At 71.6% G+C, this 12,434-nt stretch carries 9 protein-coding genes; 5 read left to right on the top strand and 4 right to left on the bottom strand.

Features of this window, described 5'->3' with window-relative positions; translation table 11 throughout:
- Positions 1 to 6 precede the first annotated feature (6 nt).
- Together ABZ564_RS08985 and ABZ564_RS08980 are read right to left on the bottom strand one after the other, a co-directional pair.
- The gene (locus ABZ564_RS08985) at positions 7 to 1,611 is read right to left on the bottom strand and encodes a DUF692 family multinuclear iron-containing protein (protein WP_360851904.1); all 1,605 of its coding nucleotides are present in this window, start codon (positions 1,609 to 1,611) and stop codon (positions 7 to 9) included.
- Between the two features lie 46 nt (positions 1,612 to 1,657).
- Positions 1,658 to 3,370, bottom strand: coding sequence for an MBL fold metallo-hydrolase (locus tag ABZ564_RS08980; protein ID WP_360851901.1), 1,713 nt, complete (start codon positions 3,368 to 3,370; stop codon positions 1,658 to 1,660).
- A gap of 380 nt (positions 3,371 to 3,750) precedes the next feature.
- Between ABZ564_RS08980 and ABZ564_RS08975 the strand changes: the two genes are divergently transcribed.
- Both ABZ564_RS08975 and ABZ564_RS08970 read left to right on the top strand, forming a co-directional pair.
- Complete coding sequence (locus ABZ564_RS08975; protein WP_360851898.1) at positions 3,751 to 5,610, top strand: YcaO-like family protein; 1,860 nt, start codon at positions 3,751 to 3,753, stop codon at positions 5,608 to 5,610.
- Positions 5,611 to 5,646: 36 nt separating this feature from the next.
- Positions 5,647 to 6,900 carry an MFS transporter gene (locus tag ABZ564_RS08970; RefSeq protein ID WP_360851895.1) on the top strand — a complete coding sequence of 418 codons (1,254 nt, stop codon included), beginning with the start codon at positions 5,647 to 5,649 and terminating at the stop codon, positions 6,898 to 6,900.
- An 11-nt stretch (positions 6,901 to 6,911) separates the two neighbouring features.
- Here the strand turns inward: ABZ564_RS08970 and ABZ564_RS08965 are convergent, their stop codons facing one another.
- Positions 6,912 to 7,451: a LuxR C-terminal-related transcriptional regulator gene (locus tag ABZ564_RS08965; RefSeq protein ID WP_360851892.1), complete on the bottom strand. Its 540-nt coding sequence runs from the start codon at positions 7,449 to 7,451 to the stop codon at positions 6,912 to 6,914.
- Between the two features lie 507 nt (positions 7,452 to 7,958).
- Between ABZ564_RS08965 and ABZ564_RS08960 the strand changes: the two genes are divergently transcribed.
- Positions 7,959 to 9,314 carry a PAS domain-containing protein gene (locus ABZ564_RS08960; RefSeq protein ID WP_360851889.1) on the top strand — a complete coding sequence of 452 codons (1,356 nt, stop codon included), beginning with the start codon at positions 7,959 to 7,961 and terminating at the stop codon, positions 9,312 to 9,314.
- Between the two features lie 70 nt (positions 9,315 to 9,384).
- On the opposite strand, the gene ABZ564_RS08955 is transcribed toward ABZ564_RS08960, so the two are convergent.
- Positions 9,385 to 10,140, bottom strand: coding sequence for an SIS domain-containing protein (locus tag ABZ564_RS08955; protein ID WP_360851886.1), 756 nt, complete (start codon positions 10,138 to 10,140; stop codon positions 9,385 to 9,387).
- A 184-nt stretch (positions 10,141 to 10,324) separates the two neighbouring features.
- Here ABZ564_RS08955 and ABZ564_RS08950 point away from each other — a divergent pair, with 184 nt between their 5' ends.
- Together ABZ564_RS08950 and ABZ564_RS08945 are read left to right on the top strand one after the other, a co-directional pair.
- Positions 10,325 to 11,017, top strand: a complete 693-nt coding sequence (locus ABZ564_RS08950; protein ID WP_360851883.1) for a metal-dependent transcriptional regulator — start codon at positions 10,325 to 10,327, stop codon at positions 11,015 to 11,017.
- Between the two features lie 469 nt (positions 11,018 to 11,486).
- A complete protein-coding gene (locus ABZ564_RS08945) occupies positions 11,487 to 12,380 on the top strand; it encodes an alpha/beta hydrolase (protein ID WP_360851881.1) in 894 nt (297 codons plus the stop codon).
- The last annotated feature ends 54 nt before the right edge of the window (positions 12,381 to 12,434 follow it).

Raw genomic sequence — 12,434 nt, 5'->3', positions numbered from 1 at the left:
GTACGTTCACTGCCCCGTGCAGCATGCGGCGCGCCCGGGCTCGGAGTGGGCGGGGGCCCCGGCCGGCAGTTCGACGTCCAGCGCGACGGCGTCGGCCGCCTCCTCGTCGGTCTCGAACCGGCACTCTCCGAGGTGCCGGATCGTGACGGGGGCGGCGGCCAGCAGCCGCCCGGGTGCCAGGCAGCCGGTGCGCAGTCCGCTGATCACCCGCTGGAGCCGGATCCCGAACTGCGCCGACGAGGCGTCGTCGGGGGCCTGGGCGCACTCGTTCATCCACCGCTCGGCGCGCAGCAGCTCGGGGCCCACCTGGTCGGAGGAGTCCTCGTCGACCAGTTTGCGGAAGGCGGTGTTGACCTTGTCCCACATGGTGGTCCCGGCGCCGGCGAGGTCGGGCACGAGGCGTTCGAAGAGCTGCATCTCGTCGATGTTCTCGCGGTGCATCAGCCATCGGCTGGTGAGCGGGTGGTAGCTGCAGATGTTCGTTCCGTGCAGGCGCAGGCGCTGGGTCCGCTCGTACTCCCAGCGTTCCTGCTCCTGGACGGCGAAGCTGTCGAGCAGCGGCGCGCCCGCCGCGGCCAGTGTCGTACCGCTGACAGGGGCCGCTCCGTGGAGGAGGTCGTGGAGCCCGGTAACGGCCTCCCGGGTTCGCTGCCGGGCTTCCTCAAGGGCGGGAAGGGCGGGGGAGGGCTGGGAGGCGTTCTGCAGCCAGGCGGCGACCGAGGCGCGCTCGCGGATGCCGCCGAGGGTGCTGAGTGCCTTCCGCGGGTTGCGGGCCCCGAAGATCTCAAGGGTGATCGCCCGCAGATGCGGGGCGTGACGGACGATCTCGTCGAGCATGTCGAGGCACACCGAGACGATGGGGGTGTCGCCGTGGCTGTCGTCGTACTGGTAGCCGTGGCGGTGGAGGTCGATGCCGCCTCCCGCCACGTGGATCTCGGTGATGTGATCCCAGGGAAGGCGGTGGAAGTCGCTGGTGGGAGACGCTCCGCGGGCGATCTGGTAGCTGAGTACGTGGCCGATGTCCAGGCACATGCCCGCCCCGGTTTCGGTGACGAGGGCGTGGAAGAAGTCGAAGGCGTGCATCGCCCCGGTGACCATGGTCATCGGGGGGAACTCGGCGTTGAAGGGGACGCCCAGGTGCTCGTGGATGTGCCGGACGTTGTCGACGGCGACGGCGAGCGTGGCGTCGGTGACCGGGAACGGCATGAAGTAGGGATAGACATGGCGTTCGCTCATCAGCCATACCCCGAGGTCCTCGGTGACCCAGGGGGCCTCGGCGAGCTCGACCAGCCGGCGCAGGTCGGCCAGCTCGCCGCCGGTCACGGCGTGCGGGTAGACGGGGTTCAGGTCGGTGCTGTGGACGAGAACGGTGTGGTCGGTGACGAGGTCCGGGATGCGCTTGTGGTGCCAGCCCTCCGGAGCGTTGCGGCGCCGTTGGATCTCCGTGTAGTTGGCCGGCCCCTGATGCCGCGTCGCGGGTGCCGTGACCTCGAAGAAGTCGACGGCGCTGTTCTCGTTGACGAGGTACGTCCGGTGCAGGTCCGAGGGGTTGACGCCCAGCCCGACGCCGTAGCGCGGCAATGAGGCGAAGTAGGCGGGACCAAAGGGCATGGAAGTCACCGTTCCGGTGTCGGGGCGGGGTGGTCGGACGGGGAGGTCAGGCGCGGTAGTCGGGGCGCCAGACCATGGCCTGGCTCGGGTACCAGTGGTGCTCGATGCAGTAGGGGGCGAAATCCATCAGACGTGAGTAGAAGCTCTCGTACGCGGCGCGGCTCAGGCCGAGCCGGTCGCACAGTCCGGCGATGGTGAGGCTTCCGTCGGCCCGGTCGACGGCCCGGCCCAGCAGGGCGTCGGTGTCCTTGAGGACGAGAACCGCCGACCGCGGGCGTCCCTGGTCGTGGGTGAGGCCGTGCAGGGCGAGGGGCGCGGCGGCGGAGTGGGCGTCGGGCTCGGCGGGGGTGTCGAAGGGCCCGAAGGCGGGGTGGAAGCGGGGGTACACGTGCCGCGCCGAGCGGACGTCGGCGGTGACCTGGCGAGCGATCCACTCCTGGGCCGCGGCGGGGCCGAAGCCGTGCGGAAGGGCTGCGCGCTTGCGGCCGTGGCGCTTCTGCAGCCAACCCGAGAACTCCAGCCGGCAGCGCCACAACGCCGTGGCGTCGGACCGGACCTGGGCGGCCAGCCAGGTGTAGAGCGCCTGGGCGTAGTCCGTCTCGGTCATGGTGTCGTCGAGGAGCCACAGGCTGTCCAGGACGATCCGGCCGGTGCCGGTCCCCTCGGTGGCCAAGTACCGGGTGGTGGTGGGGAACCAGCGCAGTACGGGAGCGACGACGCGGTCGTCCGGAAGACCGTCGATCGCGTCGAAGAGGACGGAGTCCCCGTCGGGCATCAGTTCCTCGATACGGGCCCGGCACTCGCTCCAGGCGTCGCGCCAGGCGTCGTGGCCCGTGGTCCGGACGAGCCCGAAATAGTGCCGGTCCCGGATGTGGATGTCGAGGAGCAGTGACCAGAGCCGGCCGAGGGCCGTTTCGATTTCGGCCGCCCCGGTGTCGGGGCCCTCGCCGCAATCCGTGATCGAGGTGTGCGGGCCGAGCGGTGAATCGTCCAGGACGATGCGCTGCCCGTCGTCCAGGGCGATCAGGTGGGTGCCGTCCGGCAGGCCGGCCGTCAGGTTCCGGTCCCGGTAAAGCGCCTCGTTGTGGGGGAACCAGGGCGCGTCGACCGCCGAAACACCGCGGCGCTGGCCCTCGTTGACTCCGAGCGGCACCATTGCCTGCGGCCGCAGGACCCCAGCGGCCTCCAGCCAGGTGCCCGGCGACATCTGGTTGCGCAGGTTCTCGTAGTTCAGGCTGCAGTTGAGCGGCAGCAGCGCCAGACGAATCGGGCCTTCCGCACGCAGACGCTCGAACGTGGCGAAGTCCTCCAGGGTGTCCGCGCCGTGCAGGATCCTGTTCTCGCCGTCATCGATCAGCAGCGACTGCTGTGCGATCCCCTCGATCGAATCGGGGGCGGCGACCGAGGTGACCCGTAGCCCCGCCAGGATGACGGACTCCCCGTCCTTCAGCTCGATCACGTTCCGGAATCCGTGCTCGGCCAGCTCGTCAGCCATCGGATAGGCGCTGTGCCGGTCTCTCGCGGGAATGACGACGGGGATTTCCCTGTCGAAATGGAGCAGCGTCGGGGGATGGAAGTGATCGCAGTGGGAATGCGTGATGACGATGGCGTCGACATCGCTCAGCAGCCTGCTCGCCGTCCGGTTCTTTCCGCGCGGGCTCCACAGATTCCCGAAGTAGTCGAGTGCGGGATCGACGGCCAGGCGCCCCGCAGCGGTCTCGAAGACGAAACAGGTGTGCTGAACCCGTGTGATCTGCATGGTCGGTGATCCTCATGCGCTTTTTCCGCGGGGGACAGTCCCCGAAAAAGGGGACAGCGGAGAGGTGCCGGGGCCATTGACCCGGCTTTCGGGCGGGTGATCGTATGTGCCTCGCCGGTCGCCGACCGGTAAGCGGAGAGGCCGCCTTCGCCGGTGGCCCTATTCGAGGGAGAATTCAATGGAGCAGGCGCCCAAGGCTGTCGACACCGACAACTCCGAGATCCTCATCGAGGAGATCGAGCACTTCGAGACCGAGATGGACCTCAAGCCGTCGAACTCCCGCTGCCAGTAATCGCGGGCCGGCGAGGGCCCGCTGTTACGGCCTCCGGCCGGGCAGCGGGCCCTCGGCTCTCCGCCACCCTCACCCCCAGGGACGACTTGTGAAGCAGCACGATGTGGTCGGGTACGCACCGGGCGTCTCGGTGACCGCCGACGGCGAGAAGTTGACGTTCGAGGCTCAGCACCTGCGTCTGCGCGCCCGCATCGCCGACCGGCGGGTCCGCAGATGCCTGCTGGACATGGCCGAGCAGCCCGTCCCGCGCGACGACGTCGCCGCCACCACCCTGGCGTTCCTGCGAGAGCACCGTCTCGTGACCACCGCCGCTCACCCGGCGCACCTGCAGAGCCTCCGTGCGCACGACGAGGCGTCCGTGCCCCTGAACCAAGGGCTCGCGTACACAGCGCAGGACCTCGCGCGCTACGTGCAACGTGCCCGCCTGTCCCGGTTCCTGCCCGGCACGGCGTCCGGGACGAGCGATCTCCCCGGGGCGCTGCGGCGCCGCCCGAGCTTCGAGCCCTTCGACGGCCCCCGCGCCGCCCCGGTCGATGAGGCCGCGGTCCTGGCGGTCATGCGAACCCTGCACGACCCCGAGACGCGGCTGTACCCGTCGGCCGGCGCGCTGTACCCGGTGCGCCTGATCGCCGAACAGGCGGAGCCGACGCGCTCCTCGTTCACCCGGTTCGACCCCTCGTCCGGGACCTTCGAGACCCACAGCCGGGCCGCGGACTCCGAAGAGCGGGCCGCCCTCAAGCTGGACCCGACGCTGTCCGCGGTCCCCACCCGCTTCTGGCTGGTCGCCGACCTGCGCGACGTCACGGCGAAGTACGGGGCCCGCGGTTACCGGTACGCGCTCATCGAGGGCGGGCACACGAGCCAGACCCTCATCCAGGTGTTGCAGCACGCCGGCATCGACGCCCGCCCGTTCGGCGGCTTCGACGACGCCGAGGTCGCCCGGCATCTGCGACTGCCCGACGGATGGGTGCCGGTGTGTGCTGTGGGCGCCAGACCCCGCATCGGCGCAGGGGACTTCGTCGTAGCGGAGGAGCTGCGTTCCATCCTGGTCAACGGAACGCCCCTGTATTACGCCACCGCCTTCGGGGCGAAGGTGAAGGACGAGGTACGCGAGTGCGGCTTCGGTCTCGACGTCACCGCCGACGCGGCCCGGCTGCGCGCCCGGGGCGAGCTGGCCGAAAGACTCGCACTGGTCCGCTCCCGCCAGGTGCTGGGCAACAGCAACGGCATGGCCGCGCACACCCGGTTCGACGCGGCGGCCGATGCCGCCGTCCTGGAGCTCTACGAGCGGCACTGCTTCATGCGCACCTGGTTCACGGCCGTGTCACCGACGCGGCTGGCCCTGCCGGACACACCGCTGGCCCGCTCCGTGCGCAGCCTGTGCCGCTCGGCGCGCGTACGGCTGACGCTGGTGGACATTGCCGATCCCGCCCACGGGATCGCCGCCGTGATGGCCGTCGTCCACGACGACGCACACGGTGGCGTCATCACCGCTTCCGGCGCCGGAACGGAGGAGCACACTGCTGCCGAGCGCGCCCTGAGGGAGATCGCCAAGGCCCTGTTCTACCGCCGGGTGCTGCGCAGGACGCCGACGTTCGCCCCGGACAATCCGCTCTCCGGGCCGGTCACCGACCCCTGGGAGCACGAAGCCTTCTTCGCGCACGAGCAGGTCCCTCTCGGCCTGACCCGCTTCCTGACGGACGGGGGCGGGCCGCGTGACCTCTCGGCGGTCCCCACCCCGCTCGTCGGTCTGCACGGCCTCGCGACGGTGCGGGACCTGTCGGCGGAAGGGCCCGACGAGGTCGCGTGGAAGATAGCCCGGGCCACATCGGAACAGCTGCTGACCGTCGATTTCGGCCGTCCCTCGCTCGCCTTCCGCGAACGGATCAGGACAACGCTCGGTAAAGACGTCGACGTCGACGCCCGCTGGCCCCACCCTCTCGGATAGCACTGTCCCCACCGTTTCGGATCAATAGGACCCCGGATGACGCAAGCCCGTGCCCGAAACCTGCTCCGCGACCGCCGTTACCGCATGTTCTGGCTCGGACAGGTCACCAGCACGCTGGGCAACCAGCTGACCATCGTCGTCCTGCCGGCGCTGGTGGTGCCCAGCAGAGGACCGAGCATGTTCGGCCTGCTGCTCGCCGTCGAGTCCATAGTCATGGGCGTACTGCTCCTCCTCGGAGGTGTCGTCGCCGACCGCTACTCCCGCAGTGCCGTCATGGCGGTGTCCGACGTCCTGCGCCTCGTCGGAGTCGGCGGTTTCCTGCTCTTCGCCGACTGGGGCCCGCTCCTCCCCCTGCTCTTCGCCGCGGCTCTCACCGGCGCGGGCGCGGCGCTGTACGAGCCCGCGCACCGGGCCGCACTGGCCCAGGTGGTCGAGGAGGATCTCCGACAGCAGGCCAACGCCTTCGACAGCGCCACCAAGAGGGTGGGCGGGCTGGTCGGGTCGCTGCTGGCCGGCCTGCTCCTCGCGAACATCTCGCCGCCGCGCACGCTGGTGGTCGACCTGGTCACGATCGCCATCAGCCTGGTGACGCTGGTGTGGCTGCGGCTGCCGCGCGTCCAGGCACGGGACCAGGAAGAGGAGGAGCAGGGGCTCAGGGCGGTGTTCGCCGAGGCGAAGGCCGGGCTGGCGGAGGTCCGGCGCCGCCCCTGGGTGTCCGCGGTGATGCTGCAGGGCACGGCCCAGGTGTTCTTCCTCTTCGGCCCCAACTACGTGCTGGTGCCGATGGTCAGCCAACAGCGTTACGGCATCGAGGCGTTCGGCTGGGTGAGTGCCGCCACGTTCGTCGGATCGGTGCTCGGCTCCGTGGCCGGTGCCAAGGTCACCTCCAAGCGCCCCGGCCTGTGGGCCATGAACGCGCTGACGCCGTGTCTGCTGACCCCGGTGTGCCTGATGGCCGACGTTCCGCTGTGGGTGTTCTGCGTCGCCATGGCGGTCGGCTCGGTCGGCGTCGGCTGCTTCATGGTCCTCTGGTACACCGCGCTGCAGAACGAGATCCCCGAAGAGGTCCAGGGCCGGGTCTTCGCCCTGGAGGCCCTGGCCAGCTTCGGACTGCAGCCCATCGCCCTGGCCGCGGCCCCCGTGCTGGTCTCGCTGATGGGCATCACGCCGTTCGCGGTCCTGGCCATGATCGTCCTGCTCGTGTCGACCTACGCCGTGTTCATCGTGCCCGGCACCGTGCGGCTCGCTACGCCACGGGAGCCGGAGACCGCCCCGGCCGGCGCCCGGTGACCGGGACCTCGTCAGGAGCGGTCCGGAGTCATGGCGAGCCGGACCATGTCCGCCTTGTTGCCGACCCCCGACTTCGAACGGATCCGCTTCACATGGGTGTCGACCGTGTGCCGGCTGATGCCCAGGCGGCGCGCCGTCTGGGCGTGGGTGAATCCGTCGGCGATGAGATCCAGCACCTCTCGCTCCCTCGGTGAGAGCCGCCCCGGGTGCGGCGCCGGGCCGGCGGAGGAGCGCGCCTTTCCCGCCGCCCCGAGCACGGCCCTGACGAAGTCCTCCGGGGACGACCGGTCGGGCAGCCATGCGTCGACACCGGGTGCGACGACGCAGGTCGGCGACATCAGCAGGGTGCGTACGCCCGGCGGCATGCCTCCCGCCGGCACGTGGTCGGTCACCAGCACGTCGTAGGGCGGAGGGGTGCCGGTCTTGGCCCCGTGGTCCGTACCCGTCCCCTCCAGGACGCTGACGTGCATGGCGGGGATCGCGGCCAGCGTGTGTTCCATGGCCCAGGCGACCAGTGGGTGGCCGTGCCGGATCCCGACTCGATACGTCAATGTGCACTCCTCTGCGGGTATCGCACATGGATGCTGTACGCACGTTCATCATCGGGAACGGCCCCTCGCGTCGACAGACCGAAGAGCTGACTTGCAGGAACAGGCCAACGGGGACCCGCACCCGGCCGCGCGGCTGTGCCCGTGACGCCGTACGGCCCCGGACGCGCGGAAACCCGCAGGCTCTGGTCCCTCCTTGCGGAGGAGCCGGCCGGACTTACCGGCGAGCCTGCGGGTCGGTGACTGCTCTGGGTTTCGGCGGACAGCCCGCCGGGGTGCACGAAGTGCGACGACGGGCGTCAGCCCGCAGCCACCTCACGAATCCGATAAGACTGCACTTTTCGGATCACCTCCTTTCGCGTGTGGAACCACCTTAGGAACCGTCCGCGAGGTCGCACAACCGAATTGTCGGAGGGATCGATTTCGGGGAACTCGCCGTGCGCCGGGTCACGTTCGAGTTCAATGGTCTGACGTGCGGCTATGGCGGAAACGTCTCGCAGGGGGACCGGGATGAGTGCTTCCACGAGCAGGGGGACGGCCGGCGCGCTCGGCCCCGAGCAGGGCCCCGGGGCGGAGCTGCTGGCCGCTCTCCTCGACGGGATGGACGCGGCGCTCTGCGCCTTCGACGCGGACGGCACCGTCACCCACTGGAACCGCGAGGCCGAGCGCGTCCTCGGCTGGTCCGCCGAGGAGGCCGTGGGGCGGCCCGGTCTTGCCGGATGGGCCGTGCGCCGGGCCGACGCGGACGAGGTGCAGGGGCGGCTGATGGCCGTCATGGAGGCGGCGGGCCGGCAGGTGCACGAGTTCGCGCTGCTGCGCAAGGACGGCGGCCGGGTCCTCGTCCGCACGCAGTCCGCCGGGGTCCGGGGCGCGGACGGCAGGCCGGCCGGGGTGTACTGCGCGTTCAGCGAGGTCCACGCGCAGATCGACCTGGAACGGGCCATCGCGCTCAGCGAGGCGCTGTTCGACGACGCCTGCTGGGGCGTCGTCCTGGTGGACGTGGACCTGCGCCCGACCGTCGTCAACGCGCACGCGGCCCGCGCCCTGGGCGGCGGCCGTACGAGCCTGCTGGGGCGGCCCCTCGGCGAGCTGATCGCCCAAGGGGTGGAGGAGCTGGAGGGCGCGCTCCAGCACGTCCTGGCCGAGGGCGCGCCGGACGAGGCCGCCGAGCTGTGGGTCACTCTGCGCGGCGAGGGCTCCCGCCGCCGCTGCTGGCGCAGTGGTTTCCTGCGGCTGGCCTCACCGCTCACCGAGGAGCCGGTGCCGCTGGGCGCGGGCTGGGTCTTCCAGGACGTGACGGCGGCGAAGCTCGCGGCCCAGGAGGCGGACCGGCTGCGGTTCCGGTCGAACCAGCTGCACCGCGCCGCGCGGTCCGCCGCCGAGTGCGAGGACCCGATGGAAGCGGCCACGTCCTCCCTCGACTTCGCGCTGGCGGGGTTCGCCGACCACGCGTTGATCGACCTGCTGGTAGGGGAGCGGCTGGTCCGGGCCGCCGCCACCCCGGCCGACGCGCCGGGGCCCTGCCTGCCGGTGGCCGGTGGCGGCATCCCGCTGCGGTACGCGTCGGGCCACCCGGCCCTGCGGGCGGTGGACCGCACGGGCTCGGTGCGCGCCTCGGCGGGGACGGGGCGTACGGACGGGGAGTGGGCGCGGCAGCGGCAGTGGCCGGCCGACGCGGTGCACGCCCTGTGCACGGTGCTGCGGAGCCGGGGGCGGACCCTGGGTGTGGTGACGTTCCTGCGCTCGGCCCACCGCGCCGCCTTCGAACGCCCGGACGCGATGTACGCGGAGAGCGTGGCGGCCCGGGTGGCGGCGTCGGTGGACCTGCACCGGGCGGTGGGCGGCGCCGGTCCGCCGGGGGTGTGAGGCCGGAATCATGGCCGTGCGGAAACGGCGCCCCGCCGGGCCGGGACGCGCGCGGGCGCCCCGGACGCGCTCAGTGCCGGTAGAAGATCCGGTCCGCGTACTGGGCCATCACGCGTCCGTTCCACTCGTGCCCGCCATCGACGTTCCCCGACCGCAGCAACGGCGGCTCGACGCCCCGCTCCAGCAGCCGCTCGGCCGCGGCGGCCATCATGCCCTGCATGATCGCGCTGGTGACCACGGTCGACGCGGGCGCGAACGGTGCCTCGACGCCGTCCACCTCCAGTTCCGCGTCACCGACCGCGATCTTGCTGTCGAGGACGATGTCGCAGTGGTCCCGCAGGAAGCCGCCCGAGCTGTGCCGGGACCGGGTCTCCTCCGCGTACGCGACCGAGGTGACGCCGATGACCTTCAGGCCCAGCGCACGGGCGTTCAGCGCCATTTCGACGGGCAGGGCGTTGCGCCCGGAGAGCGAGACGATCACGAGCACGTCGCCCGCCCTGGCGGGGCTGGAGTCGAGGACCGCGCCCGCGAGGCCGTCCACGCGCTCCAGCGCCGAGCCGAGGGTGGCCGGCATGACGTCCACGCCGAGGGCGCCGGGGACGGCCATCAGGTTCATCAGGGCGAGCCCGCCGGCGCGGTAGACGACGTCCTGCGCGGCGAGCGAGGAGTGCCCGGCGCCGAAGGCGAAGAGCCGGCCGCCCGCCTCGACGGTCTCGGCGATCACGGCACCGGCGGCCGCGATGTTCCCGGCCTCCTCGTCGCGCACCCTCCCCAGCAGGCCGATCGCCGCATCGAAGAACTGACCGGCCAGCTTGCTTTCGCTCATCGGGGAGGACCTTTCCGGCGGGGTGAGATGTCCATGGGGGCGTCCGTACCGCCGATCACGTTGCGGTCTGGACCAGTGACATGTCAATACCGCGGGACCCCGGCGGTGACGGCGAGGCACGGTTGTCGGCCTGATGCGTCAGAATTGACCGAGGGCCAGCGCACGACTGCATCGAGGGGCACGAATGTCCGGACTGATCGACACGACGGAGATGTATCTCCGCACCATCCTCGAACTCGAAGAGGAAGGCGTGGTCCCCATGCGCGCCCGGATCGCGGAGCGGCTGGACCAGAGCGGTCCGACCGTGAGCCAGACCGTGGCGCGGATGGAGCGCGACGGCCTGGTGCAGGTCGCGGGCGACCGGCACCTGGAACTGACCGAGGAGGGCCGCCGGCTGGCGACCCGCGTCATGCGCAAGCACCGGCTGGCCGAGTGCCTGCTGGTCGACGTGATCGGCCTGGAGTGGGAGCAGGTCCACGCCGAGGCGTGCCGGTGGGAGCACGTGATGAGCGAAGCGGTCGAGCGGCGGGTGATGGAGCTGCTGCGCCACCCGACGGAGTCGCCGTACGGAAATCCCATCCCGGGCCTGGAGGAGCTGGGCGAGAAGGCCGAGGCCGACCCGTTCCTCGACGAGGGCATGGTGAGCCTGTCCGATCTCGACCCGGGCAGCGACGGCAAGACGGTGGTGGTCCGCCGGATCGGGGAGCCGATCCAGACGGACGCCCAGCTGATGTACACGCTGCGGCGTGCGGGCGTGCAGCCCGGCTCGGTGGTCAGCGTGACGCAGTCGCCCGGCGGTGTGCTGGTCGGCAGCAGCGGTGAAGCGGCGGAGCTGGCGCCCGAGGTCGCCTCGCACGTCTTCGTGGCCAAGCGGTAGGGCCCGTTCCGGGCGGATCGTCCGGGGGACCGGGTGCCGGCGGTGGCCGCCGGTGCCCGGTCCTTTCTTTTTCGTCCGGAACCGCAGCGCGTCGGCGCCTCGCGTGCCAGGCTGTGGCGGAGGCGTTGCCGAGCGTGTCGGCCGCGGCCGTCCGGCCGGGGAGGGGAGCTGCGATGCACCCGTCGTACGTACCGAAGCGGATGGCCCCGGCGCCGCAAGGCGCCGGGGCCTGTCCTCCCCTGTGTCCGACCTGGAGCCCCGAGCTCTCGAGGTCGGCCCCGCGAGCCCTCATCCCCGAGTGGCCCGCCTCCTGGAGAACATCTCCCCGCAGCTGCCGCCGTCAATCCTGGGAAGCAGTCACTCGAACGAGCGGTGTGAACCGGCAGATCGCCGTTTTCGAATAGGGGTTCGATAGTCTGGCCGACGTGACCACCCGGTGACTCAGGGAGAGAAGGGGGTGCCAGAAGCTATGGCGCGACGCATCGATGTGACCGGAACGGACGGCGTACACCTCGCGGCCTGGGAGTTCGCCGACCCGCCCCCGGGGGGCGCGGACGGCACCCGCGCCCCCGCCGTCTTACTGCTGCACGGCCTGATGGGCCGGGCCTCGCACTGGGCGTCCACCGCCGGCTGGCTCGCCGAGCGGCACCGGCCCGTCGGCCTCGACCAGCGCGGCCACGGCGACAGCGGGAAACCGGCCGACGGCCCCTACACCCGCGACGCCTACGTGGCGGACGCGGAGGCGGTGATCGAACAGCTGGGCCTCGCCCCCGTCACGCTCGTCGGCCACTCGATGGGGGCGCTCACCGCCTGGCAGCTCGCCGCCAAGCGCCCCGACCTGGTCCGCGCGCTGGTCATCTGCGACATGCGAGCCTCGGCGCTCGGCGCGGCCTCGCAGCGCGAGTGGGAGGACTGGTTCCGGTCCTGGCCGCTCCCCTTCGCCTCACTCGACGACGTACGGCGGTGGTTCGGCGAGGAGGACCCCTGGACCGAGCGGCCCAGCCCGTCGCGCGGCGCGTTCTACGCCGAGGTGATGGCCGAGCGGGACGACGGCTGGCGGCCCGTCTTCTCCCGCCGGCAGATGCTCGAATCCCGCGCCACCTGGGTGTTCGACGCGCACTGGGAGGAGCTGGCCCAGGTCAGATGCCCGACGCTGGTGCTGCGCGGGCTGGACGGCGAGCTGGGCCGGGCGGAGGCGCAGGAGATGGTCCGGGTCCTGCCCCGCGGGCAGTACGCGGAGGTGGCCGACGCCGGTCACCTCGTGCACTTCGACCAGCCGGACGGCTGGCGCGCCGCGGTCGAACCCTTCCTGCAACAGCTGGCGGAGGACGCGCGGGACGACCGCGAGCCGGTCTCCCCGTAAGCCCGCCGGGCCCGGCGGGGCAGCGGCCAAGGATGGGTTGAACCATTCGATCGC

Source organism: Streptomyces sp. NPDC019224 (assembly GCF_040632605.1).
GTDB lineage: Bacteria > Actinomycetota > Actinomycetes > Streptomycetales > Streptomycetaceae > Streptomyces.
The sequence above is the reverse complement of the archived record's forward strand: the minus strand, read 5'-3'. Positions and strand labels throughout refer to the sequence as shown.

What these genes read in the sequence shown, in the direction of transcription:
- ABZ564_RS08985 (WP_360851904.1), bottom strand. Translation starts at nt 1,611, where the DNA reads ATGCCCTTTGGTCCCGCCTACTTCGCCTCATTGCCGCGCTACGGCGTC.
- ABZ564_RS08980 (WP_360851901.1), bottom strand. Translation starts at nt 3,370, where the DNA reads ATGCAGATCACACGGGTTCAGCACACCTGTTTCGTCTTCGAGACCGCT.
- ABZ564_RS08970 (WP_360851895.1), top strand. Translation starts at nt 5,647, where the DNA reads ATGACGCAAGCCCGTGCCCGAAACCTGCTCCGCGACCGCCGTTACCGC.
- ABZ564_RS08960 (WP_360851889.1), top strand. Translation starts at nt 7,959, where the DNA reads ATGAGTGCTTCCACGAGCAGGGGGACGGCCGGCGCGCTCGGCCCCGAG.
- ABZ564_RS08955 (WP_360851886.1), bottom strand. Translation starts at nt 10,140, where the DNA reads ATGAGCGAAAGCAAGCTGGCCGGTCAGTTCTTCGATGCGGCGATCGGC.
- ABZ564_RS08950 (WP_360851883.1), top strand. Translation starts at nt 10,325, where the DNA reads ATGTCCGGACTGATCGACACGACGGAGATGTATCTCCGCACCATCCTC.
- ABZ564_RS08945 (WP_360851881.1), top strand. Translation starts at nt 11,487, where the DNA reads ATGGCGCGACGCATCGATGTGACCGGAACGGACGGCGTACACCTCGCG.